Origin of the sequence: Pseudomonas sp. KUIN-1 (assembly GCF_009176725.1) — a bacterium.
Taxonomy (GTDB): domain Bacteria; phylum Pseudomonadota; class Gammaproteobacteria; order Pseudomonadales; family Pseudomonadaceae; genus Aquipseudomonas; species Aquipseudomonas fragariae.
In genome coordinates this window covers 2,804,067-2,830,579 of sequence record NZ_AP020337.1, presented here as the reverse complement: position 1 = coordinate 2,830,579, position 26,513 = coordinate 2,804,067, and the positions used below count along the sequence as shown (strand labels likewise).

Here is a 26,513-nt window from a genome sequence, read left to right as displayed (position 1 = left end):
CCTTTTTATTATTGTGATGTGATCAGTCATCCTATGAGCATATCTTCACAACGGCAACTGCCTGATAACCAACCCGCATAATACCGTTAGCCTGCTTTCATTTATCCACGACGCAGGCCATGATGAGGCACTCCCACCGCCCGCCAGCGAAGAGCCCAATGCCTGCCGCACACCCCGGTTCCATGACGATTACCCTGCAGATCGTCTCCATCGTCTTCTACACGTTCATCGCCTTCCTGTGTATCGGACTGCCTATTGCGGTATTGCCCGGCTACGTTCATGACCAGTTGGGTTTCAGCCCGCTGATTGCCGGCCTGACCATCGCCTCGCAATACCTCGCCACCCTGCTCAGCCGGCCCTTCGCCGGCCGCGCGACAGACACGCTGGGCAGCAAGCGTTCCATCGTGTTCGGGCTCTGGGGCATCGTCATCAGCGGCAGCATGACCTTGCTGGCCACACTGCTGCACGAATTTGCCACGCTGAGCCTGTCGATTCTCATCGTTGCCCGGCTGTTCCTTGGCGTCTCTCAGGGGCTTATCGGGGTAGGCACCATTAATTGGTGCATCGGCAAGGTCGGCACGGAGCATACCGCCCGTTCAATCTCGTGGAACGGCATTGCGTCCTATGGTGCGATTGCCATCGGTGCGCCGCTGGGCGTCGTGGTCATCGATAGCATTGGCTTCAACAGCCTGGGTATTGCCCTGATGGTGATGGCGGGTCTGGCACTGAGGCTGATTCGCGACAAACCATCCGTACCCATCATTGTCGGTGAGCGCCTGCCCTACTGGTCGGTGTTCGGCCGCATCGCACCCTACGGTCTGGGCCTGACGCTCTCGTCGATCGGCTACGGCACACTGACCACCTTCATCACCCTGTTCTATCTGAATCGGGGCTGGGAAGGTGCGGCCTATTGCCTGAGCATGTTTGGTGTGTGCTTTATCCTCGCCCGCCTGCTGTTCATCGGCGCCATCAATCGACTGGGCGGCTACAACGCTGCCGTTGTGTGCATGGCGGTAGAAATCTGCGGGCTGTTGATGCTCTGGCTTTCCCCAAGCAGCAGCGTTGCCCTCGCAGGCGCCGGACTGACCGGCGTGGGGCTGTCGCTGGTCTACCCGGCGCTCGGCGTAGAGGCTATCAAGTGCGTGCCCACCCCTAGCCGCGGCGCAGGCCTGAGCGCCTATGCGGTGTTCTTCGATCTGGCACTGGCAATCGCGGGTCCGGTGATGGGCGCAATTGCCTTGGGCCAGGGCTATGACTGGATATTTTTCTACGCCGCCCTGCTATCGGTTTGCGCGCTGGCCCTGACAGTCTGGTTGTCGCGGCGCGCCACTCAACTCGGGTGAAGGGTCCTCAACAGTGGCTTTGCTGCATAAGCTTTTCTCCTGTAGTTCCAATAGTTAGCAGATAACGCTTAAATCCTGCCATCGGTCGGTCAACTTCTTGACGCATCCGGCAACGACTTCTTGACTTGATACTGCGAGCCTCGAAACAGGCTTGCAAAGCGATCTTCACCCGCCTTGGTGTGACGCCGCTTTGCGTAGCAGTCTGGCGCTTCGATCCCTCTCGATTGCCTCCCTGCTGCCTGCCTGGACGGGAGTGCTGTCATGAAAATTCGTTGCGTTCATCTGTACCAGACCTGCAATGTGCTGCCCGTGGTAATACTGGCAATCATCCCTTCATGGGCCGAGGGCGCCTGCAGCCTTTCCTCCCTGGCATCGGCTGGCGTTCAGGTCTGCGACAGCGGCAGCAGCGGGCCGTTTAGCGCGCCGAGCGGTGACCATGTACTGATATTTCCGGTCGGCGGAACGGGCACCGTGTCCGGCAATATCCTGTTCGGTCCGGGAATGGACAGCGTGGACATGCAGTCGGGGCGCATTCTGGGCAACGTTACTCAAGGGGCCGGTATCGACCGCTTCACGCTCTCCACGGGCGAGGTCAGCGGCGATCTGAACCAAGGCGATGATCCCGACGATTTTTTCATGAGCGGCGGCACGCTGGGCTCTCTGGCCCAGGGTGACGGGCGCGATACCTTTCTCATGACGGGCGGCACCATCACCCGCGCGTTCGAGGATGGCGACGTCGCGGTGATGACCGGTGGCAGCATCGGTCGCGTGGACATGAAGCTGGACAACAATGTATTCGAAATGTCTGGTGGCACTATCATCAACAACCTGGTCACCGGCTTTGGCCGGGACACCATCACCTTGTCGGGTGGCATTGTTGGCGGCAACGTCAGCGTCAGTGGCGGCGACGACCAGATCACCCTCAGTGGCGGCGAGATCCGCGGCGAAGTTCGCACCAGCGTTGGCAATGACACTTTCAACTGGCTGAACGGCGGTTACGCACGCAGCAACGTATTGATGGCCGACGGCAACGATACGGCACGCCTGTACAACCTGAGCGAATACTACCTGAGCGCCAACCCGCTGCTCGACGGCGGCCCTGGCAACGACGCGTTGACCTTCGACGACACCGTATCATCACAGCCGGGTCGCTACGCCAACTGGGAAACGGTCAATGTGAGCAATGGCTCGCAGCTGAATCTGGCCGGCACGCTGGTGCTCGGCGACAGCCTGACTGACACCGGCGTTCTGGACATAGACTCCAGCAGCAGGCTGATCTCGACCTCGGGCAGTGTTGTCCCCTTCAGCGCCGGATCCCTCGCCTCACTGCAGAATGCCGGAACGCTGGATCTAAGCGATGCAGGCCGCTCGCTCACTGGCACATTGACGGTGACCGGCAATTACACCGGCCAGAACGGACGACTGCTGTTGCTCTCGGCACTGGGCGATGATGCATCCGCCAGCGACCGACTGGTGGTAGCACAAGGGCGTATCAGTGGGTCTACGCGCATGCTCGTCAGCAACTCGGGTGGGCTGGGCGCCCTGACCCGTGGCAATGGCATCGAAGTGGTAAAAGCCATCAACGGTGCAACCAGCGAAAGCGGCGCCTTTTCGTTGCAAAGTCCGCTGTCTGCAGGCGCTTATCAGTATTACCTGTTCAAGGGCGGCGCTACTGCCGGCTCTGAGAACAGCTGGTTTCTGCGCTCTGCGGTGATTGCCCCGCCAACGCCAGCGCCGCCCCCTGTCGAGCCCGCCCCGGAACCTGCACAGCCAACGCCGCTGCCCGCACCTGCTCCTGAGCCTGAACCAGAACCAGAACCAGAACCTGTTCCTGTTCCTGAACCTGTTCCTGAGCCGACACCGACACCGACACCGACACCACAGCCTGTGCCTGCTCCAGAACCTGCACCAACACCGCAACCTGTACCTGCCCCACCTCCAGACCCTGAGCCTGAGCCGAACAGCCCGCCCCCTGTCACCCCAGCAGCCGCACTGCCAGTCCCGGCGATAGGAACCCCGCCGCTGCCGGAACCCGTTCGCGGAGCTGCACCCATCGCGCTGTACCGGCCCGAGGTCGCCAACTACTCCGTGGTGGCTCCCACCGCTGCGGTCCTGGCCCTGAGCTCACTGGGCACCTTTCATGAGCGTCAGGGGGATCAAGCCTTGCTGACGCAAAACGGCACGACGTCGGCAGGTTGGGCACGCGTGTTCGGCAGCGACTTCAGGCAACGCTGGTCGGGAGACGTGAGCCCTGGCCTGGACGCTTCATTCAAGGGTTATCAGATAGGCCATGACCTGTATGCCTGGCAACAGGACAGCGGGCGAACTCAGCGTGTCGGCCTGTTCGTCGCGCATAACCGTCTGGACGGCAGAGTGAAGGGTTTTGCAGAAGGTTTCAGCGACTACGAAACAGGGCGTCTGAAACTGCAGGGCGAGAGCCTGGGCGCCTACTGGACGCTGACCACGCCGAGTGGCGGATATGTCGACGCAGTGGCGATGGGCACCCGCCTGGACGGTCGCAGCCGCTCTGTCAGAGGCGTAGGCGTCGACACTGAAGGCAGCGTCATCAGCCTGTCTGTCGAGGCAGGTTATCCGCTGCCGCTCTCACAGCGCTGGGTCGCAGAGCCTCAGGTACAGATCATCTACCAACGCGTTGACCTGCAGGACCAGCATGACGGCATTGCCCATCTGAGGTTCGACAGCCAGGCTTACACCACAGGGCGCATCGGCCTGCGTTTCAAGGGACACTATCAATTGAGCAGCGTACCGATAGCGCCTTATCTGCGCGCCAACCTCTGGCACACCAAAGACGGCCATGACACGCTGACCTTCGATCACGCAGAGCAGATAAGAACCGCGCATCGGTCAACGACGGGCAGTATTGGCGCAGGGATGGGAGCGACATTGAGCAGCAGCGCCAGTCTGCACTGGAGCGCTGATTATCTCAGTGATCTGGACGACGACGGAGCGCAGGGAGTGAACACCAGCCTGGGGTTCAGGCTGGTGTGGTAAAGCGATCGTTGGCGCGGGGACGCGCCTTGATCAGTCTTTCTTCGGTTTGAGGATCAGCACCGCGAGGGGTGGCAGATTCAGCACCAGCGAATCCTCCATCCCATGCGCCGGCTCGGCTTCGGTCATGACCTCGCCACCATTGCCAAAGTTGGAGCCCGCGTAGGTTTCCGCGTCACTGTTGAGCAGCTCCGTCCAGGCACCTCGCATCGGCGCGCCAAGACGGTAGTCCAGGCGCGGCACCGGGGTCATGTTGGCGACCACCAGCAGCGGTTCGCCGTCGTTGCTCCAGCGCAGGTACGCAAACACGCTGTTGGCACTGTCATCGCCGACCAGCCACTGGAAACCGGCAGGGTCTGCATCGCGCTCGTGCAGCGCCTTTTCCTCGCGATAGAGGCGGTTCAGGTCGCCGACCAGGTTCTTCACGCCCACGTGCTCGGCGTATTGCATCAAGTACCAGTCCAGTTCCCTGTCGTGATTCCACTCGCGCCATTGGCCGAATTCGCAGCCCATGAACAGCAGCTTCTTGCCGGGATGCGTCCACATGAATGACAGATAGGCGCGCAGGTTGGCGAATTTCTGCCAGCGATCGCCTGGCATCTTGTCGATCAGCGAATGTTTGCCGTGCACCACTTCGTCGTGGGAAATAGGCAGTACGAAACGCTCGGACCACGCATACACCAGACTGAAGCTCAGCTTGCCATGGTGATGCCCGCGGTTGATCGGGTCCTCTTCCATGTACTGCAGCGAGTCATGCATCCAGCCCATGTTCCACTTGTAATTGAAGCCAAGCCCGCCCTGCTGGGTCGGCTCGCTGACACCCGGCCACGCGGTCGACTCTTCGGCAATCACCATGGTCCCGGGGGCTTCCAGCGCAACTACGTCGTTCAAATGACGCAGGAAGTCGATGGCCTCGAGGTTTTCGCGGCCGCCGAAGCGATTCGTCACCCATTCGCCGGCATTACGCGAATAGTCGCGATACAGCATCGACGCCACCGCATCCACACGCAGACCGTCGATGTGGTAATACTTGAGCCAGTGCAGTGCCGAGGCCAGCATGAAGCCATGAACCTCGGTGCGTCCCAGGTTGTAGATCAGGGTGTTCCAGTCCTGATGGAAGCCTTCCTTGGGGTCCGCGTACTCATACAGGCAAGTACCGTCGAACTGCGCCAGACCATGGGTATCGGTCGGAAAATGCGCTGGAACCCAGTCAAGAATGACGCCGATTTCAGCCCGGTGACAGGCATCGACGAAGAAGGCGAAATCTTCCGGCGAACCGTAACGGGCAGTTGGCGCGAACTGGGCCAGCAACTGATAGCCCCATGAACCACCGAATGGGTGTTCCATGATCGGCATCAGTTCGATGTGCGTGAAGCCAAGTTCCTTGACGTAAGGAATCAGGCGATCAGCCAGTTCACGCCAGTTGTACTGCCGCCATTGATTATCTTCGACCTGCTCCATTTGCCAGGAGCCTGCGTGCAACTCGTAGATCGACAGCGGTGCAGTGACTTCGTGGCGCCCTGCCCTCGACTGCAGCCACTCCTGGTCATTCCATTCGAATTGCAATGGCGCAGCGATCTTCGACGCGGTATCGGGCGGCAATGTGGTGGACAAGGCCATCGGATCGCTTTTCAACGGCAGAATCCCGTGAGCACCGAGAATCTCGTACTTATAGACCTCGCCGGGCTGCAGACGCGGGACGAAAATCTCCCATACGCCGGTCGGGTGGCGCATGCGCATGGGATGGCGACGTCCATCCCAGCTGTTGAAGCTGCCAACCACCGAAACACGACGCGCATTGGGTGCCCAGACCGCAAAACGCACACCGTCCACGCCATCGACGCTGGTGACTTGCGCGCCCAGACAGCTGCTCAGGTCGCGATGATTACCCTCGGCAAACAGGTAAAGGTCCATCTCGCCCAGCAGCGGGCCAAAGCTGTAAGGGTCTTCGGTGATCTGTTCACCGCCAGCCCAATTGATTTTCAGCAGGTAAGGCTGCGGGTGCTCGAGGTGGCCGACGAAAAACCCCGGCACTTCGCTCATTTCCATCTCGCCCAGTTCACGACCGTCATCCCTGGCCAGCAGACGGACACTCAACGCTGCGGGCAGGTAGGCGCGGACGTACTGCCCGCTGCCGCCATCACCATGCGGGCCGAGGATAGAGAACGGGTCACGGTGTTCAGCACGGATCAGCGCGTCGAGGTCCACAGCAGCGGGAATCGCGCGGCGGCGCGTGCCGGTTTTGTCAGGCGCATTCATATTGACTCTCCATCAGACGGTTGCAGCAACCCACGCAAGCCTTGCAAGGGAACGGCCAGCCAGGCTGGACGGTTCTCGGCTTCGTAGATCACTTCATAAGCAGCTTTTTCAAGGGTGAACAGCTCGAGTGCAGCGTCCTCCCCTTTTGCATCTTTCCAGGCATGGGCAATGCCGGTGGTCGCCGAGCGATAACCCTCGATAAAGGTTTCTCGCGCCTGCGCCAGGTAGGTATCGGCAACACGTTTGCGCGCGCCGGCTGCCTCGGGAGACGTGTCGACGCTCTGCGCACTGCGTACAGCCATGGCCGCAGCGTAGTCAAAGGACCGCAGGACACCGCTGACATCCTTGAACGGGCTGTGCTTGGCACGGCGCTCTTCAAGTGCGCGGGCCGGTTCACCCTCGAAATCGATCAGGTAGGCATCACCCTTGACCACCAGTACTTGCCCCAGATGCAGATCGCCATGCACACGAATGCGCAGGCCACCGGCGGAGCGCTTGGCCAGGCCTTCGACGCGCTGGCGGATCTGCTTGCGCTGCGCGAGCAGATCGTTGACCAGTTGCTGATCGTCCTTGTCCAGCTCGCCGATGCGCTGTTCCAGCAGCTGCAAGGCGCGCTCGAGCTGAGCGTTGACGCTGACCCCGGAGGCCTTGCTGTCCTGGCTGCTGGTGACTTCGACGGCAAAATCCGCATTGTCGGTGGGCGACGCGAGAATCTGGTGCATCTCACCCAGACGCTGGCCAAGACTGCGCGAGAAGTCCGCGAGCTCGAGCAGCGCGTTGTAATGCTGTTCCTGACCGGAAACACCATGTGCCAGCTCGTCACGTACCGCACGCTCGAGATTGTTCTGGGTCCACTCCCACGCATCGCCCTGGTTGCTCAGATAGCCCTGAGCGATCATCAGCAGGTTGGGCTGACCGTCCTTGCCGACGCGTACCAGAGAGCCCAGCAGCGGCGAAATGTTCTTGAAGCCGGCACGGGTCAGGAACGCGCCCATTTCCAGCTCGGGGTGCGTCCCGGCGCTGACTTTGCGAATCAGCTTGAGCACCAGGCTGCTGCCGACCACCACCGAACTGTTCGATTGCTCGGCAGACAGGTAGCGCACTTCCGACTCGGCGTTCAGGCCGAGGGGTGCCAGCTGCGAACTTTGCTCGAAACGCAACTCGCCGTCGGCACAGGGTATGACCGTATCCGACTGCATGCCCTGAATCACTGCGCGGATGAAAGTTTCCAGGGTAAATGCATCCGTGATCAGCCCGACATCGCGATTGCGACGCACTCGGGCGAGCGCCAGTTGCTGCGGCAGTGCACTGCTGATGTCGTCTTCGGCCAGCAAGCCGAACGGCAATTGATAGCGATCGGTCTGCCCGCCTGCGGTGACTTCTATTTCGCTGAGCAGCACCGGATTCGCTTCTTCGCCGAAGCGCACGGCGTAGGCAATGCTGACCTTCTCGATCGCCTTGTCCTTGCCCGCGAACCAGCGCCGTTTGGGCAGGTAAACCGCCAGCGAGGTGTTTTCCATGGTGCTGCGCAGTGGCTCTTCGAGCAACTCTTCCAGACGCTTCTTGAGCACCAGAGTCGGGAAGTCCGGCATGCTCTGCGCGGGTTCAACGTGCCAACTGGGCATTTGATTCTCCGAAGCCAGTAAAAACCAGTAAAAGCCGTACGGCGGCAGCGTCAGCAGGTAGCTCAACTGGCCGATGGGCGGGAATGCGCTGCCGCCGAGCATTTCCACCGGTACCGTGCCTGCGTAGGCAGACAACTCAAGCTCTGCAGCCTGAGCGGCGCTGGAAACGTTGGCGACACACAGCACCACTTCACTGTGTCCGTCAGGTGCTGTGTATTCGCGGGTATACGCCAGAATGCGGCGGTTCGACGGCGAGAGCATTTTCAGCGTGCCACGTCCGAATGCCTTCTGCTGTTTGCGCACGGCGAGCATGCGCCGGTTCCAGTTCAGCAGCGAATGCGGGTCACGCTCCTGGATTTCGACGTTGACCGACTGGAAGCCGTACATCGGGTCCATGATCGGTGGCAACACCAGGCTGGCCGGGTCGGCGCGCGAAAAACCGCCGTTGCGGTCGATGGACCATTGCATCGGTGTGCGCACACCGTCCCGGTCGCCCAGGTAGATGTTATCGCCCATGCCGATCTCGTCGCCGTAATACAGCGTCGGTGTGCCGGGCATCGACAACAGCATGCTGTTGAGCAACTCGACCCGGCGACGGTCGCGATCCACCAAAGGCGCAAGGCGCCGACGGATGCCCAGGTTGATCCGTGCACGGCGGTCGGCCGCGTAGTAATTCCACAGGTAATCACGCTCACGATCGGTGACCATTTCCAGGGTCAGTTCATCGTGGTTGCGCAGGAAAATCGCCCATTGGCAGTTTTCCGGGATCTCCGGCGTCTGCCGCAAGATATCGGTGATCGGAAAACGATCTTCCTGGGCCAGCGCCATGTACATGCGTGGCATCAACGGAAAGTGAAAGGCCATGTGGCATTCATCGCCGTCCGGGCCTTTGCTGTCACCAAAATACAGCTGGGTGTCTTCTGGCCATTGATTGGCCTCGGCCAGCAGCATGCGGTCCGGATAGTTCGCGTCGATCTCGGCACGGATGCGCTTGAGCACCTGATGGGTTTCCGGCAGGTTCTCGTTGTTGGTGCCGTCCCGCTCGATGAGATACGGAATGGCATCCAGACGCAAACCGTCGATGCCCAGATCCAGCCAGAAGCGCATGACTTCCAGAACCGCATCCAGCACGTGCGGATTGTCGAAATTCAGATCCGGCTGGTGCGAGTAGAAACGGTGCCAGAAGTACTGGCCGGCAACCGGGTCCCAAGTCCAGTTGGACGTCTCGGTATCGAGAAAGATGATCCGCGTACCGTCGTACTTCTGATCAGTGTCCGACCACACATAGAAGTCCCGCGCCTTGGAACCGGGCTTGGCATTGCGGGCTTTCTGGAACCAGGGATGCTGGTCGGAAGTATGATTGATGACCAGCTCGCTGATCACTCGCAGGCCGCGCTTGTGTGCCTGGGCGATGAAACGCTTGGCATCGGCCATGGTGCCGTAGTCGCTGTGCACATCCCGGTATTCGGAAATGTCGTAGCCATCGTCCCGGCGTGGCGACGGATAAAACGGCAACAACCAGATGGTGTTGACGCCCAGCGCGGCAATGTAGTCGAGCTTTTCGATCAAGCCCGCGAAATCGCCGATTCCGTCGTTATTGGAATCAAAGAACGATTTCACGTGAACCTGATAAATCACCGCATCCTTGTACCAGAGCGGGTCTTTGATAAATGTCGCGTCACCGGGCTTTTTGGCCATTATTGACTCCTCGGGAGTGTTATTGCGCAGCCTGGATACGCCAGATTCCAAACGGTTGGGATGGATCGAGACGCGTGTGCTGATACTTGCCGTACCAGGTCCAGCGGTGCCCGGTCATCAGGTCTTCACCCGACGTAGCGGCGTCATCCGGCAGGCCCATTTCCCACAGCGGCAACTCGAAATCCGCTTCCTGTGCGTTGTACGGGTCGAGGTTGACGGCAACCAGAATGAAGTTGCTGCCGTCCGCCGAGCGCTTGCCGAAGTACAGAATGTTGTCGTTCCACGCGTTGTACAGCTTCAGACCCAAGTGGGTTTGCAACGCAGGGTTCTGCCGACGAATGCGGTTGAGCTGCGCGATCTCGGCAATGATGTTGCCCGGTGCCGCGTAATCGCGAACCCGAATCTGGTACTTCTCCGAGTCCAGATACTCTTCCTTGCCGGGAATAGGGGCCGCTTCGCACAGCTCGAACCCGGAATACATACCCCACAGCCCGGAACCCATGGTGGCCAGTGCCGCCCGGATCAGAAACCCGGGACGACCGGACTCATGCAGGAAGCGCGGGTTGATGTCGGGCGTGTTGACGAAGAAATTCGGACGATAACAGTCGCGCCAAGGCACTTCGTTGAGCTGGGTGAAGTACTCGGACAGCTCCGCCTTGGTGTTGCGCCAGGTGAAATAGGTGTAACTCTGGCTGTAACCGACCTTGCCCAGGCGCGCCATCATTGCCGGCTTGGTAAAGGCTTCGGCCAGGAACATCACCTCGGGGTGCTGACTGCGCACTTCGCCGATCATCCACTGCCAGAACGGCAGCGGTTTGGTGTGCGGGTTGTCGACGCGGAAGATTTTCACGCCCTCGTTGACCCAGCCCAGAACGATGTCGCGCAACTCCGTCCACAGGCCGGGGATGGCGTCTGGTGCGTAGAAATCGACGTTGACGATGTCCTGATACTTCTTCGGCGGGTTTTCCGCATAACGGATCGTGCCGTCCGGACGCCACGAGAACCAGCCCGGATGCTGCTTGAGCCACGGGTGATCCTGGGAACACTGGATGGCGAAATCCAGCGCGATTTCCAGGCCATGCTCGGCTGCGGCTTTTACCAGATGACGGAAATCTTCACGACTGCCCAGCTGCGGGTGGATGGCTTCATGGCCACCATCCTCGCTGCCGATCGCATACGGGCTGCCCGGATCATCAGGGCCAGCGGTCAGGGAATTGTTCGGGCCCTTGCGGTGGGCACGGCCGATAGGATGAATCGGCGGGAAATACAACACGTCGAAGCCCATGTCGCGAATGATCGGCAGACGCGAATGGACGTCGTTGAACGTGCCGTGGCGCGCCGGATCGTCGGTCATCGAACGGGGAAACAGCTCGTACCAGCTGGCAAACTGCGCCAGCTCACGCTCGACATCCAGCGGGAACTCGACGCTGCGGCTCAGGAAGGCCTGATTATCGGCCAGCTTCATCAGGCTGGCGGTTTCGCTGTGCAACAGCAGCGCGACTTTCTCGTCTTTATCGCCCTGTTCAAGCTGGCCCAGCAGGCCTTCGATCTGCTGGCGCTGCTCGTTCTGGCTGCGCTCGGCGGCGTGCACCAGATGAATGCGGCCCTCTTCCAGCTCCAGATCGACAGGAACGCCGGCGCCGAACTTCTTCTCCAGCTCATAACGATAGCTGCCGAACTGATCGATCCAGGCTTCGAGGCGAAACACATGGAGGCTGACCGAGGTCGGGGTGAATTCACCGACCCAGCTGTCATTGCCCAGCTCGCGCATTGGCGCGCTGTGCCAGTGCTCTTCATCGGCAGCACGCCAGCGGATATTGACCGCCATCTTGTCGTGCCCATCGGCATAGACCTTGCTGGTCACGGTAACCGGTTGCCCGATGATCGCCTTGGCCGCGAACAAGCCACCATCGATTACCGGCAACGTGTCTTCGATCACGATGCGGGGTAATTGCAGCGCCTGGGTCAGTGACAGCGGAAGGGTTGCTTGCGGGACATCGGTGGCCAGGGAATCCGGACCGTATGGCTGTTCATTCATCGAGCATCACTCCTCACGCCCCAGGGACGCTCCTGTGCATTCCATGCAATGGAAAAATTGACGGTATGGCAGCGTACGATCGCACTGTGCTGGCGACTCGTCTATTTCCGCTGACTAGGTTCCGAGCGGTCAACGAGGGTAAAGTTCAAAGGTTTTGAGGATGTTTGGTGGTCGTGGGTGGGCATTAGCCAATGGAAATATTTAAAGAGAATGCGTGCTCTGATTCCCGAATCCCCGTAGGAGGAGTCGTTTACCAAGCCTTCAGCCATCGATAGCAAAGGCATTGCAGCACACTTAATCAGAAGCTTGTGTCAGCGCATCCAAAAAGAGACGCTCCATGATTCTGAAACCTTGCAACTACGAGTTATTGAATTTCGACGTGCACCGAAGAGAAGACGTGAATATAGCGTTCCACGACGACTTTTTATCTCCGGATGAGGTTGAAGCAAATCAATTGAATCATCGGCCATGCCAGGCAGTCGTAAACAGGGTCGACAAGGAGGCTGCAACCATGACCTTACCCAACCCTGTAGAAGTACCCGATCCGAACATCGATGACCCCGCCCTGCCCGAGCCAGTGCCCGAGCAGGAGCCGCCGCCATCCACGCCGCCGCCCAATGAAACGCCAGTTGGCGATCCGCCAGCCAATGCGCCGCCCGTCACGGTGTGACCAGTAAGCAGGGTCTGAAGGGGTCTGCCCGAGTATGGACGCCTTCAGCGCCCTCCCGCCACATCGATGAACGTTCCCGTGGCATAAGACGCATTGTCCGACAGCAACCAGAGAATCGCTTCGGCCACTTCCTCGGCGGTACCGCCACGGCCCATGGGCAATGCCCCTTCAAGCTTGCTGACGCGGAACGGATCGCCGCTCAGGGCGTGAAAGTCGGTGAAGATGAACCCCGGACGTACCGCGTTGACGCGAACGTTTTCCGCCGCGACCTCTTTGGAGAGCCCGATGGTGAAGGTGTCCAGCGCTCCTTTGGATGCTGCATAGTCGACGTACTCGCCTGCCGAGCCCAGGCGTGCCGCGAGTGACGATACGTTGACGATGCTGCCGCCTTGCCCCCCGTGTGCCGGCAACATGCGCAACAAGGCGTGTTTGCTGCACAGCATCGGGCCGACGACGTTGTTCATCATCATCTTCAACAGGCGAAATTCCGACATGTCCTCGACTCTGGAAGCCTGCGCCAGGGTGCCCGCATTATTGACCAGATGGGTAACCCGGCCGAGTTCGGAGTCAACCCTGGCAAACAGCCGCATGATCTCGTCTTCGTTGCTGACATCGGCCTGCACGGTGATCGCCCTGGCGCCCATTGCCCTCACCTGGCCTGCGGTCTTTTCGGCAGCGGCATGATCCGACAGGTAGTTGATGCAGATCCGATAACCCTGTGAGGCGGCCAGACGCGCTGTAGCAGCGCCGATCCCGCGCGAACCACCGGTGACAATGAGGACTTTTTCCATGGAGTGTCTCGTTTTTTTCAAAGGCCTACATCAGGATCCAGCCAACCTTCGCAGGTTAACCAGCCGGTTCGGATCGTGACAGCCTTTATCGTCCAGCGCCATCTGCGCGCGTCAGAAAGCCGCTTGCCCGGTATCGGACGCTTCCACTGCAGCTTTCGCTTCGGCGGCGCGGATTTCTTCGAGAAACTGCTCGGCCGGTAACGGATAACCCAGCAGGAAGCCTTGCAGCGAGTGACATCCCAGGTGAGTCAGGAAGCGCTGCTGAACAGCGGTTTCGACGCCCTCGGCGACGATCCGCAGATTCAACGCCTGCCCTACCGCGACGATGGCCGAGACGATGGCGGCGTCGTCGGTGTCATGCTCCAGGTCGCGGACGAAGCCCCGATCAATCTTGATTTCATTGGCGGGCAGTCGTTTCAGGTACATCAGGCTGGAGTAACCGGTGCCAAAATCATCGATCGACAGGTCCACGCCCATTTCCGAAAGCCTTCGCAACACCGCCAGGCTGGCATCCGCATCATGCATGGCCGTGGTCTCGGTGATTTCCAGGGTCAGGCAGTTGGCCGGCAACTGATGTCGGGCCAGTGTGTCCGCCACTGCCGTAACCAGCCCGGCATGACAGAACTGCAAGGCTGACAGATTGACTGCAATGCGCCAGTGCGAGTAGCCCTGGGTGTACCACTCACGCATTTGCCGACAGGCTTCGTCCAGTACCCACTCGCCGATCTGAATGATCAGGCCGGTCTTCTCCGCCATGGAAATGAACAGATCGGGACCGAGAACACCCTGCTCCGGATGATTCCAGCGCAACAACGCCTCTGCCCCTACGGGCAGTCCGGTCATCGCGTCGAACTTGGGCTGGTAATAGATACAGAACTGCCGGTGCTTGATCGCCTTGTGCAAATCCTGCGACATCTGCAACTGATTGCGGGCGTTACTGTTCATCGACACATCGAAAAAGCTGTAGCCGTTCTTGCCGGCCGCCTTGGTGTGGTACATGGCGGCGTCGGCATTGATCAGAAGCTCATGCTGGGTGCTGCCATTGCCCGGATACACGCAGATGCCGATGCTGAGGGAAATCTGCAACTGATGTTCGCCAATGATAAACGGGTTGCCGACTTCGTTGACCTGTCGTCTGGCAACGGCCAATGCATCCTCAGGGTGTTGAAGCTCCACCAGCAGGACAAACTCGTCACCGCCGACTCTGGCCAGCGTGTCGCGACGGTGCAGGCTGTTGCGAAGACGCAAGGCGACCTGCCGCAACAGCAGGTCGCCGGTGTGGTGCCCGAACGCGTCATTGACCGGTTTGAAGCCATCGAGGTCCATGAACATCAGCGCAAAGCAGCCACCCGTCTCGGTGGCCCTCTTCATTGCCTGATCGATGCGTTCGGTCAACAACGCCCGGTTTGGCAAACCGGTCAGGTTGTCATGCAGGGCCAGGTGGGTCAGTTCCAGATTGGCTTGCGTCAGAGAATCGGCCAGCACGGCGGTACGTGTTTCCAGATGCGAATCGAGAATACAGCTGAACAGCGCAATCCCCAGAATCGACAGGCTGGCGACCAGCACGAATCTGTCCAGCCCGTTACTGCTCAACCCTTGGGGCAGCGCACCACAAAAGCTGCCATCGGCAAAATTCGCGGCGGCCATACCGGTGTAATGCATGCCGATGACAGCCAGCCCCAGCAACAGCGCCGCCGAGGCGCGCAACACGTAGACTCTCGGGCGTTGCTGACGAAGGTGGAAGGCCACGCGCAATGCTGCTGCGGATGCAACGACAGCAATGACCAACGAAAGCGCGAACAGCCACGGCGTGTACTGGATGCCCGGCTGCATACGCATTGCCGCCATGCCGGTGTAATGCGTGGCGCTGATGCCAAGCCCCAGTAACAGCGACCCCAGGCTCAGTTGCAGTGCCGGCAATCGCGGCAGAGTGGCGAGCCACAGGGCGAACCCTGAAAAGCCGATGGCGATCAACAGCGAAAGCAGCACCAGTGGCACGTCGTAGCCCAGGTCGATGGGCAATACGAACGCCAGCATACCGATGAAATGCGTCGACCAGGTGCCGACGCCCATCGCGACAGCGCCTCCCGCGATCCATAGGTGAACGGCACGGCCCCTGGCCGAAACGATGCGGCCAACCAGATCGAGGGCCGTATAGGCGGCAAGAATAGCGACGAGAATCGAGATGACGACGAGTGAGGGGATGTAGCTGCCAATCAACATAAACGCACCTGGAAACCAATGAGCGCGTCCATGCCGATCTTGTGCGGGTGATTGTACGCATTAGCGGCCGAATGTCGCGGCACTTGGTCGCAAAGCTGGCGAATAGCTATTATTTTTTCGTTTACTGCGAACAGTTCCACTGAAAATCTGCGTTCTGAACCCGAAATACTTATTCCCGGAGCGTCAAACCTGTTTCGGCATCCCAGCCCCCGCCCAGTGCGGCGATCAATTGAACGCTGGCAATCAACCGGCTTTGCAGCACGCTGAGCACACTGCGTTCGTTGCTCAAGGCAGTCGCCTGAACATTGACGACGTCCAGATAACCGATCAGCCCGGCCTTGTATTGATTGTTGGTCAGGCGCAGCGAATCACGAGCCGAGACCAGCGCTTCCTGGCGCACCGCAGCCTCCTGCTCGTATACCTTGAGCTGAACCAGATAGTTCTCGACCTCCTGAAAACCGTTCAGCACGGTCTGCCGGTACTGGGCAACAGTCTGGTCATACACGGCCTCGGTACGATCAACCTCGGCCGAGCGCCTGCCGCCGTCGAACAGGGTCAGCGCCAGCTGCGGGCCTACCGACCAGAAGCGGTTGGGCAGGCTGATCCAGTTGGCAAAGGTACTGCTGCTGTAACCGCCGCTCATGCTCAGCGTGAAGTCCGGATAATAAGCCGCCTTGGCCACGCCGATGTTGGCATTGGCGCCCATTACAGAGCGCTCGGCTGCAGCAATATCAGGTCGGCGTTCGAGCAGCTGCGAAGGCAGGCCTGGCGGGATCTGCGGCAACTGCGGAATCGAGGTGCTGGCGGGCAGATTGAAGTCTGCCGGTGCCATGCCCATCAGTACAGCGATGGCATTCTCGAATTGCGCACGCTGCCAGGCCAGATCGATCAGATCGGCCTGGGTGCTTTTCAACTGCGTCTGCGCCTGCGCGACAGCATCACTTCCGGAGATACCGGCCCGGTACTGGTTCTGCGTCAGCGTCAGGGAGCGCTGATAGGCATCCACTGTGGATTCGAGCAGGCGTTTTTGTTCATCGATCACGCGCAATTGCAGGTAATTCTGTACCAGCTCCGATTGCAGACTCAGACGCATCGCGGCCAGGTCCGCAAGACTTGCCTGAGCATTGGCGGTGTCAGCCTCCAGCCCGCGACGCAGCTTGCCCCAGACATCGGCCTCCCAACTGACGCCCAGTTGCGCGTTGTAACTGTTGCGAATCCCCGAGGCACTCGTGCCGCTATTCGACGTGCCTGTGCCCTGCCCCGAGCGGGTTTTGCCGGTTGTCAGGTCAAGCGTAGGCAGGAATGCAGCCCTGGAGCTGCGCACCAGTGTCTGTGCCTGTCGATACTGCGCATCGTACTGGGCGACGGTCTGGTTGGAGGTGTTAAGGCGCTCGACCAGCGCGTTCAGTTGCGGGTCCTTGTACACCTCCCACCACGCACCTTTGCCCATCCCGTCACTCGGCGTCGCCGTACGCCAGCCCTGCGCAGCCTTGAACTGCGCGGGTGCGGCCATGGACGGCTTCTGGTAATCCGGACCCACAGCGCAGGCGCTGAGCAGCACCACACAAAGCCCCAGCGCGAATGGACGAATCAGCCCTGTCGGGCGGGAGGTGAATGCCAGGCGTTCGGTCATAGCGGAGTTTCCAGAGCAGCATCGGTGCGCACGCCACGCCATTTGTTGTAACGATGGCGCAGACGGTCGAGATAAAGGTAAACCACCGGAGTGGTGTAAAGGGTCAGGACCTGACTGAAGATCAGACCGCCGATGATGGTCAAGCCCAGCGGCTTGCGCATTTCAGCGCCTTCGGCGGTGCTCAGCAGCAGCGGCAAAGCCCCCAGGATGGCGGCCATCGTGGTCATCAGAATGGGCCGCAGACGCTGCAGGCAGGCACTGCGGATCGACTCTTGCGGCGTCATTCCCTGTTCGCGTTCCAGATGCAAGGCAAGGTCGATCATCATGATCGCGTTTTTCTTGACCACGCCGATCAGCAGGAACAACCCCAACAGGGAGATCAGACTGAATTCGCTGCCCAGTACATAGATCGTCAGCAATGCGCCAACCCCTGCGGACGGAAGCGTCGAGAGGATCGTCAGCGGATGAATGTAGCTTTCGTAGAGGATACCCAGCACCAGGTACACCGCCAGCAACGCACCGAGGATCATCCACGGCTGACTCTTCTGCGTCGAGGCGAAGGCATTGGCGGTCCCGGCCATTTTGGAAATGATGTCGGACGGCAGCCCGATGGCGGCAATCGCCCGCTCTATCGCCACGGTGGCCTTGTCGAGGCTGGCCCCTTCAGCCAGATCGAAGGAAATGTTTTCAGCCGCGAACTGACCGTCATGCGATACCCGGTCGTTGGCCAGACTGCGCTCGTAATGGGCGATGCTCGACAGCGGTACGCGCTGCCCGTCTGCGGTAATCACCTGGACCTGCTCAAGCGTCACCGGGTCCTGGGCGTATTTTGGATTGACCTCCATCACCACCTTGTACTGGTTGAGGCTGTCATAGATGGTCGATACCTGGCGCTGGCTGTAAGCGTTGTTGAGCACCGCCGTGATCATGTTCATATCGATACCCAGCCGCTTGGCCGTATCACGGTTGACCACCAGGGTCACCTGCTGTGCCCCGCGCCCTTCCCGTGCGTCGATGGCGGTCAGCTCGGGTATCGACTTTAGCGCTGCGACGATCTTCGGGTACCACAGACGCAGGCTGCCCAGGTCAGCACTCTGCACGATGTATTGATACTGCGAGCTGGTCTGCTCGCGACCGCCGCCCAGTTGCAGGTCCTGATCCGGTGCCAGGAACAGCCTGCCGCCCGGCACATGCGGCATGTTCTTGCGCAGGCGCTCGACCACTTTCTCGGCAGACAGCTTGCGCTCGGCAATCGGCTTGAGGCGCACGATCATGAAAGCGTTATTGGTGCCACCGCTGCCACCGATAAAACCGGCAACGCTTTCCACCGCAGGGTCAGCGAGAATCGACAGGCGGAAGGTCTCCATTTTCGGCTGCATGACCGAAAACGAAAGGCCATCGTCACCGCGCACGAAACCCATCAGTTGCCCGGTGTCCTGTTGCGGCAGAAAGGTCTTGGGTACCACCACATAAAGCGCGATGTTGACCACCACGGTGATCAGCAGGCTGAGCAGCGTCAGCCTTCGATGCCGCATCACCCAGCCCAGCGAGCGGTCGTAGCCTGCCACCATTCGATCGTTGACCCGCTCGCTCCAGCGCTGAAAGGCGTTTTCTCCATGGGCTTCGCGTGGCTTCAACCAGCGCGCGCACAACATTGGCGTCAGGGTCAGGGACACGATCAGCGAGACGATGATCGACACTGACAAGGTAATGGAAAACTCGCGAAACAGACTTTCGACCAGACCGCCCATGAACAGGATGGAAATGAACACCGCGACCAGCGAGACGTTCATCGACAGCAAGGTGAACCCGACCTCCTTGGCGCCCAGAAAAGCCGCTTTCATGGGGTCAAGGCCGTTGTGAATATGCCGGGATATGTTTTCCAGCACGACGATGGCGTCGTCCACCACCAGACCGGTGGCGAGGATCAACGCCATCAGTGACAGGTTGTTCAGCGAGAAGCCGAACAGGTGCATGATCGCAAAGGTGCCGACCAGCGATACCGGAACCGCCAGGGTGGGGATCAGCGAGGCGCGAAAACTGCCGAGGAACAGGAACACCACCATCACCACCAGCACCACGGCAATCAGCAGGGTCATTTCGGCTTCGTGCAGCGTCGCCTTGATCACCGGAGAGCGGTCCATCGCGATATTGAGGCTGACACTGGCCGGCAGCACCGCTCGCAACGCTGGCAACTGCGCCTTGATCTGCGCCACGGTTTCAATGATGTTGGCGCCCGCCTGGCGGTTGACGACCAGCAGCACGGCACGGTCATTGTTGTAGAAGCCGCTGTTGTAACGGTCCTCCACGGCGTCGCTGACTTTCGCCACGTCCTTGAGGCGCAAGGTCGCTCCGTCCTTGTAGCGAATGATCAGCGGCGCATAATCCTTGGCGGTTTCCAGTTGATCGTTGGCCTGCACCTGCCAGTTATGCTGGTCGTCCTCCACAAACCCCTTCGGTCGCCTTACGTTGGCGCCGGTGATCGCAGTCCGCACGTCGTCGAGCGATACGCCATACTGGGAGAGCATCTGCGGCTCCAGCTCGATACGCACAGCAGGCAGCGAGCTGCCGCCGATCTGCACTTCGCCGACCCCGGAAACCTGTGACAGGCTCTGCGACAGGATGGTGGACGCCAGGTCGTAAAGCTGGCCCTTTTCCAGCACCGTCGACGTCATCGACAAGACCATGATCGGCGCCTGCGACGGGTTGACCTTTTTGTAGGTCGGCATGCTGCGCATCCCGCTGGGCAGCAGGTTGCGTGAGGCATTGATCGCCGCCTGCACTTCCCGGGCAGCGCCGTTGATGTCGCGATCCAGATCGAACTGCAGAATGATCCGTGTGGTGCCCTGGCTTGAATTGCTGGTCATGGTGTTGACACCGGCAATACTGCCCAGCGAACGCTCCAGCGGCGTGGCCACCGTGGACGCCATCACCTCAGGGCTGGCGCCGGCGAGGCTGGCCGAAACCACAATCACCGGGAAGTCCATGTTCGGCAACGGTGCCACCGGCAACAGGCGAAAGCTCACCGCGCCCAGCAGCATGATCGCCAGGCTCAGCAGAACGGTCGCGACGGGGCGGCGGATGAACGGCGCTGAGAGGTTCATGCGTCAGCCCGTTCCTGTCGGTCCGGGTCGGCAGGCTTGCGACTCCAGCGACGGCCAAGGCGGTCGAAATACAGGTAGATGACCGGAGTGGTGAACAGTGTCAGCACCTGGCTGAGCAACAGCCCGCCGACCATCACCAGCCCCAGTGGTTGCCGCAATTCGGCGCCGGAGCCACTGGCGAGCATCAGCGGGATGGCGCCGAACAATGCTGCCAGGGTGGTCATGAGAATCGGCCGGAAGCGCAACAGCGCCGCATCGTAGATCGCCTGCTCGGGCGCAACACCGCGGTTGCGCTCCGCATCGAGCGCGAAGTCGATCATCATGATCGCGTTCTTCTTGACGATACCGATCAACAGAATGATGCCGATGATCGCGATCATCCCCAGATCGTTGCCGCTGATCAGCAGAGCCAACAAGGCCCCCACCGCGGCCGACGGCAGGGTCGAGAGGATGGTGATCGGGTGAATGTAGCTCTCGTAGAGCACGCCCAGCACGATGTACATGGTGACCACCGCCGCCAGAATCAGCAGCAACGTGCTGGACAACGAAGCCTGAAACGCTTCGGCAGCGCCCTGGAACTGGGTCTGCACGCCAATCGGCATGCCGATCTCCTGCTCGACCTGCTCGATCACCTTCACCGCCTTGCCCAAGGCAATATCGGGTGCCAGGTTGAACGACATCATCACTGCAGGAAACTGCCCGAGGTGAGCGATGGCCAGCTGCGCCTGGCGCTGCTCGACACGTGCCAGACTCGACAGCTTCACCTGTGCGCCATCGGTGGTCTTGACGTGGATCTGCTCGAGCGCCGCCGGGCCGAGCTCACTGCCCGATGCAGCCTGCAGCACCACGCGGTACTGGCTGGCCTGCGTGTAGATGGTGGATATCTGGCGCTGACCGAATGCGTCGTACAGCGCATCGGTAATGTTCGCAACCGTGACCCCGACCCGGCTGGCCGCATCACGATCGATGTTCAGGTACACCTGCAAACCTTTGTCCTGCAGGTCGCTGGCCACATCCCTCAGTTCGGGCCGCTTGCCGAGCGCGTCTACCAGTTTTTCGCTCCACAACGTCAGCAGTTCGGCGTCGGGCGACGACATGCTGAATTGATACTGGGTGCGACTGACCCGGTCTTCGATGGTCAGATCCTGCACCGGCTGCATGAACAGACGGATATCCGACAGTTTGTCGACCTCTGGCTGCAGGCGCTGGATCACCTCGGACGCAGTCAGGTCGCGCGCTCCGTGAGGCTTGAGGTTGATCAGCAGACGCCCGCTGTTGAGCGTGGCATTGTCACCGTCGACACCGATGTAGGACGACAGACTGACCACTGCCGGGTCCTTGAGAATGATGTCGGCCAGTGCCTGCTGACGCTGGCTCATCGCCGCGAAAGAGACCGACTGTGGCGCTTCCGAAATACCCTGGATCACCCCGGTATCCTGCACCGGGAAAAAGCCTTTGGGCACGACGATGTACAGCAGCACCGTCAATGCCAGGGTGGCCAAAGCGACCAGCAGGGTCAGTGGCTGATGCTTGAGCACCCAGCGCAGCCTGCCCGCGTAGATGTCGATCAGCCAGTCGATCCAGGCACCACTGGCGCGGTAAAAGCGGCTCTGCTCTTCTTCCCTGGGCTCGCGCTTGAGCAAGCGTGCGCACATCATCGGCGTCAGGGTCAGCGAGACCACCAGCGATATCAATATCGCGACCGCCAGGGTAATCGCGAACTCGCGGAACAGCCGCCCTACCACGTCGGCCATGAACAACAGCGGGATCAATACCGCAATCAGTGACAGGGTCAGGGAGATCAGGGTGAAACCGATCTGCTTCGCGCCCTTGAGCGCGGCCTGCAGGGGCGTCTCGCCCTCTTCGATATGCCGGGAGATGTTTTCCAGCATGACGATGGCGTCATCGACGACGAAACCGGTGGCAATGGTCATGGCCATCAGCGTCAGGTTGTTGACCGAGAAACCGGCCAGGTACATCACGCCGAACGTGCCTACCAGCGACAGCGGAACGGCGATCGAAGGAATGATCGTCGCGCTGAAACGACGCAGGAACAGGAACGTGACCAGCACCACCAGGACGATCGCGATCAGCAATTCGTGCTGAACATCGGTCACCGACGCGCGGATGGTTTGCGTGCGGTCCGTCAGGACCACGACGTCGAGGCCGGCCGGAAGGTTTTCGGTGATCGACGGCAGCAACGCCTTGATCCGGTCGACCACCTCGATGACGTTGGCGCCCGGCTGACGCTGAATGTTCAACAGCACCGCCTGGCTACGATTGGCCCAGGCCGCGAGCCGCTCGTTTTCGGCACCATTGACGATTTCGGCGACATCCTTCAGGCGCAAGGGTGCGCCATCCTTGTAAGCCAGAATCAGGTTGGCGTACTCCTCCGGAGACTTCAGCTGATCGTTGGCATCGAGCATCGACACCCGGGTCGGCCCGTCGAAGTTACCCTTCGGCTGGTTGACGTTGGAGGCGCTGATCAGGGTACGCACATCGGACAGGTTGAGGCTGTTGGCGGCGAGCGCCTCCGGATTGACCTTGATCCGTACCGCCTGACGCTGCCCGCCGGCAATGCTGACCATGCCGACACCGCTGATCTGCGAGATCTTCTGCGCCATGCGCGTATCGACCAGATCATTGAGCTTGGGCAACAACATGGTTTTCGAAGTGATCGCCAGGGTCAGAACCGGTGTATCGGCCGGGTTGACCTTGTTGTAGACCGGAGGCGCTGGCAGGTCAGTTGGCAGCAGGTTGGTGGCCGCGTTGATCGCTGCCTGCACCTGCTGCTCGGCGACATCCATATTGATTTCAAGGCTGAAGCGCAAGGTAATGACCGACGCACCGCCAGAGCTGGTCGAGGCCATCTGTGTCAGGCCGGGCATCTGTCCGAATTGACGTTCCAGCGGCGCAGTCACGGAACTGGTCATCACCTGCGGGCTGGCACCCGGGTACAGGGTCATCACCCGGATGGTCGGGTAGTCGACCTGGGGCAACGCCGAAACCGGTAGCAAGGTATAGGCGATCAGACCCGCCAGGACGATTGCCAACATGCTCAGTGTGGTGGCAACCGGACGCAGGATGAACAGGCGCGACATGTTCATACGTTTGGTTTTTCCACCTTGCCGAGCGCCGCCGACTTGTCGGTCTTGCTGTCAGGCTTGCCTTGCAGCTTCTGAGCCGGGCCAGCCGGGACTTCCTTGCTGTCGTTGACGACTTCGACTTCGGCACCGTCGCGCAGACGGTCGGTGCCTTCGAGCACCACCCGCTCGCCGGCTGCCAGACCTTCGGTAATCACCGTGGATGTCTCGTCGCTCGGGCCGGTCTTCAGCAGTTTGAGCTTGACCTTCTTGTCACCGTCCAGCACGTAGACAAAGGTCCCGTCGGTGCCAAACTGCACGGCAGCCGTCGGCACCAGCGTGACTTTTTTCAGCGTGTCGGCGCGCAGCCGTATATTGACGAACTGATTGGGAAACAGGACCTCGTCGCTGTTATCGAAACGCGCCTTGAACTTCAGTGTGCCGGTAGCCACGTCGATCTGGTTGTCGAGGCTGGCCAGTACGCCGGTGGCCTGCATCTTCGTATCGCCACGGTCCCAGGCTTCGACCGGCAGCTTGTCGCCGGTGCGGTAGCGGGAAATAACTTTCGACAGGTCCTTTTCAGGCAGCGTGAATGCGACGGAAATAGGCTGGGTCTGGGTAATCACCGCCAGTGCCGTGGTGTCATTGGCGGCAACCAGATTACCCACGTCCAGCTGTTTGAGGCCGACACGCCCGGCAATCGGGGCACGAATGCGACTGAAGTCCAGGTTGAGTTTTGCGTCAGCCACGGCAGCCTGATTGGTCTTGATCGTGCCCTTGTATTGGTTGACCAGCGACTCGGCAGTGTCGAGGGTCTGCTTGGCGATGCTGTCCTCGGCAAACAAGCCTCGGTAACGCTGCACGTCGAGCTGAGCGTTCTTGAGCAGCGCCTGGTTGGTGGCCAGCGTACCTTCGGCCTGCTGCAACGCCACTTGATAGCTGCGCGGATCGATTTCAGCCAGCAGATCACCCGCCTTGACCATCTGCCCTTCCTGGAAATAAAGCTTGACCAGCTCCCCCGCCACGCGGCTGCGCACATTGATGGTGTTCATCGCCGTCACGGTGCCAAGTGCCTTGTAGTAGATCGGAAAATCACCTTCGGTAGCCGGGGCCACACGCACCGGGACCGCCACAGCCGATCCGCCGAAGCCGGGCCTTGCCATGCCGCTTGTAGCGGGCTTCTTGTTGCTCTCGGCCCCCTTGCCGGAAGTGGACGCAGGCCAGAACCACCAGCACAAGGCGACGATGACCAACAGGACCAGCAAACTGATCAACCAGCGACGGGATTTACGGGAGCCAGACGATTGCATGAATAAATCAACCATTACAGGTGGGGGTTTGTTCAGAAGGCTGAACAATAAGCACAGTTACGTTACAAGCAAAGCGCCTTTACCAAGCGCTTACTTTGGATAAACGTATGAAGCACAAACAAAAAAAACGGCCTGAGCGGACTCAGGCCGTCTATAGGTTGCGGAAAGTTACTTCAGCACAGCCAATGCAGCGTCGTAGTTGGGCTCACTACCGATCTCGGCGACCAGTTCGCTGTGCAGCACCTTGTCGTTCTCGTCCAGAACAACCACGGCGCGCGCAGTCAGACCCGCGAGCGGGCCGTCGGCAACGGCAACACCATAATTGCGGGCAAAATCGGCACTGCGGAACGAGGACAGGTTCTGGACATTCTCCAGGCCTTCGGAGCCGCAGAAACGCGCCTGGGCAAACGGCAGGTCGGCCGAGATGCACAGAACCACGGCGTTGCTCAGGTCATTGGCCTGAGTGTTGAATTTACGTACCGAAGTGGCACAGGTCGGCGTATCGACGCTCGGGAAGATGTTCAATACCTTGCGCTTGCCGGCGAAGGAAGCCAGAGTCTTATCGGCAAGACCTGCGCCCACCAGCGTGAAATCGTGTGCCTTGCTACCGACTTCAGGCAGGTTGCCACTGACCTGAACGGGGCTGCCTTTGAGGGTCACTTGAGCCATGAAACACGTTCCTTTTCAAAATGGATGAAAGAGCCGGAAGTTAAACACGAAAGTGTGCCGCGGCCTATATGGGATAATTCTGAATTTTTTTCAGGAAACCAGTCTGTCCCTGATATCTGTGTGGGCACACAATTCCACCAGCCAATCAACGAATACCCTGACCCGTCGTGACAACTGTCGATGCGGGGGGTAAAGCGCGGTCAGTGGCAGCGGCGGCGGACGATGCAATCGCAATACTTCCACCAGCCCACCGCTGCGCAATTGCGCGGCGACATGGTAGCGCGGCACCTGAATCAGGCCGAAACCGGCTTCGCACGCTGCGACATAACCGTCGGCACTGTTGACAGCGATCGAGCAGGCCGATGCATGTTCGACGCCCATACCAGCAGCCATGAACTCGAGGCCATAACGCTTGCCGGTGCTGGTCGAAAAATATTCGATTACCTGATGTTGCGCGAGCGCCTGCAGGTCCAGTGGCGTGCCGTGTTGCGCCAGGTACTCGCGACTGGCGCAGGTAATCTGGGTCAGACTGCCCAGCGGCCTGGCAACCAGTGTTTCATCCAGTGCCGCTCCGGCACGCAACACGCAGTCCACGCCTTCGCGGATCAGATCGACCGGCCTGTCACTCATGCCGATCTCCAGGCGGATCTGCGGGTAGCGTCGGCTGAATTCAGGCAGCGCCGGGATGATGATCATGCGCCCCAGACTGACCGGCAGATCGACACGCAACAGCCCCTTGGGCTCGGCCCCCGTCGCCGAGAACGACGCTTCGGCATCGTCCAGATCGGCCAGCAGGCTGACGCAGCGCTGGTAATAGGCCTTGCCGTCCGGGGTGGCGCTGACCTGCCGCGTCGTACGCTGCAAAAGCTGTACGCCCAGATGCGCTTCGAGCTGCTTGATCAGAATCGTCACCGAGGCACGGGGCATGTGCAGACTCTCGGCCGCCCTGGCGAAACCGCCCAGCTCGACGATACGGGTGAACACGCGCATGGCGTTGAATCGATCCATGATGGCCGGCAACCTGAAGGTAGATGACATGTGAGGTAACTTGCAGTTGC

The 26,513-nt window shown here is 60.2% G+C and carries 14 protein-coding genes; 3 read left to right on the top strand and 11 right to left on the bottom strand.

The features are described from left to right. Nucleotides 1–158: 158 nt before the first annotated feature. Nucleotides 159–1,343 carry an MFS transporter gene (locus KUIN1_RS13035; RefSeq protein ID WP_162885980.1) on the top strand — a complete coding sequence of 395 codons (1,185 nt, stop codon included), beginning with the start codon at nt 159–161 and terminating at the stop codon, nt 1,341–1,343. Nucleotides 1,344–1,604: 261 nt separating this feature from the next. Beyond that, the gene (locus KUIN1_RS13030) at nt 1,605–4,355 is read left to right on the top strand and encodes an autotransporter family protein (RefSeq protein ID WP_152092023.1); all 2,751 of its coding nucleotides are present in this window, start codon (nt 1,605–1,607) and stop codon (nt 4,353–4,355) included. Between the two features lie 30 nt (nt 4,356–4,385). Here KUIN1_RS13030 and glgB read toward each other — a convergent pair whose 3' ends face one another. From glgB to KUIN1_RS13015, 3 genes are read right to left on the bottom strand one after another with little or no spacing between them, the layout of a single operon-like run. Further along, nucleotides 4,386–6,611, bottom strand: coding sequence for a 1,4-alpha-glucan branching protein GlgB (gene glgB, locus KUIN1_RS13025; protein ID WP_024659653.1), 2,226 nt, complete (start codon nt 6,609–6,611; stop codon nt 4,386–4,388). Further along, nucleotides 6,608–9,934 carry a maltose alpha-D-glucosyltransferase gene (treS, locus tag KUIN1_RS13020; protein WP_011267720.1) on the bottom strand — a complete coding sequence of 1,109 codons (3,327 nt, stop codon included), beginning with the start codon at nt 9,932–9,934 and terminating at the stop codon, nt 6,608–6,610. Before treS ends, glgB begins: the two co-directional genes overlap by 4 nt. 19 nt (nt 9,935–9,953) lie before the next feature. Then, on the bottom strand, nt 9,954–11,972 hold the full coding sequence (locus tag KUIN1_RS13015) for an alpha-1,4-glucan--maltose-1-phosphate maltosyltransferase (RefSeq protein WP_024659654.1): 2,019 nt from the start codon (nt 11,970–11,972) through the stop codon (nt 9,954–9,956). 337 nt (nt 11,973–12,309) lie between these two features. On the opposite strand from KUIN1_RS13015, the gene KUIN1_RS13010 reads away from it, so the two are divergent. After that, nucleotides 12,310–12,642 carry a hypothetical protein gene (locus KUIN1_RS13010; RefSeq protein WP_116886490.1) on the top strand — a complete coding sequence of 111 codons (333 nt, stop codon included), beginning with the start codon at nt 12,310–12,312 and terminating at the stop codon, nt 12,640–12,642. A 44-nt stretch (nt 12,643–12,686) separates the two neighbouring features. Here KUIN1_RS13010 and KUIN1_RS13005 read toward each other — a convergent pair whose 3' ends face one another. The 8 genes from KUIN1_RS13005 to KUIN1_RS12970 all read right to left on the bottom strand — a co-directional run bounded on the left by KUIN1_RS13005 (nt 12,687) and on the right by KUIN1_RS12970 (nt 26,463). Next, nucleotides 12,687–13,433, bottom strand: a complete 747-nt coding sequence (locus KUIN1_RS13005; protein ID WP_024641297.1) for an SDR family oxidoreductase — start codon at nt 13,431–13,433, stop codon at nt 12,687–12,689. Between the two features lie 111 nt (nt 13,434–13,544). Further along, nucleotides 13,545–15,656 (bottom strand): putative bifunctional diguanylate cyclase/phosphodiesterase, encoded by a 2,112-nt coding sequence (locus KUIN1_RS13000; RefSeq protein WP_003402758.1) that lies wholly within the window; start codon nt 15,654–15,656, stop codon nt 13,545–13,547. A gap of 169 nt (nt 15,657–15,825) precedes the next feature. Continuing rightward, nucleotides 15,826–17,289, bottom strand: coding sequence for an efflux transporter outer membrane subunit (locus KUIN1_RS12995; protein WP_003402760.1), 1,464 nt, complete (start codon nt 17,287–17,289; stop codon nt 15,826–15,828). Beyond that, nucleotides 17,286–20,393, bottom strand: coding sequence for an efflux RND transporter permease subunit (locus KUIN1_RS12990; protein ID WP_116886491.1), 3,108 nt, complete (start codon nt 20,391–20,393; stop codon nt 17,286–17,288). Before KUIN1_RS12990 ends, KUIN1_RS12995 begins: the two co-directional genes overlap by 4 nt. After that, nucleotides 20,390–23,500: an MdtB/MuxB family multidrug efflux RND transporter permease subunit gene (locus KUIN1_RS12985; protein WP_060400155.1), complete on the bottom strand. Its 3,111-nt coding sequence runs from the start codon at nt 23,498–23,500 to the stop codon at nt 20,390–20,392. The genes KUIN1_RS12990 and KUIN1_RS12985 overlap by 4 nt, the downstream gene beginning before the upstream one ends. Continuing rightward, on the bottom strand, nt 23,497–24,801 hold the full coding sequence (locus KUIN1_RS12980) for an MdtA/MuxA family multidrug efflux RND transporter periplasmic adaptor subunit (RefSeq protein WP_011267712.1): 1,305 nt from the start codon (nt 24,799–24,801) through the stop codon (nt 23,497–23,499). The genes KUIN1_RS12985 and KUIN1_RS12980 overlap by 4 nt, the downstream gene beginning before the upstream one ends. 153 nt (nt 24,802–24,954) lie before the next feature. Further along, nucleotides 24,955–25,455 (bottom strand): thiol peroxidase, encoded by a 501-nt coding sequence (gene tpx / locus KUIN1_RS12975; protein WP_003402767.1) that lies wholly within the window; start codon nt 25,453–25,455, stop codon nt 24,955–24,957. 90 nt (nt 25,456–25,545) lie between these two features. Then, the gene (locus KUIN1_RS12970; protein WP_024651443.1) at nt 25,546–26,463 is read right to left on the bottom strand and encodes a LysR family transcriptional regulator; all 918 of its coding nucleotides are present in this window, start codon (nt 26,461–26,463) and stop codon (nt 25,546–25,548) included. Nucleotides 26,464–26,513: the final 50 nt, after the last annotated feature.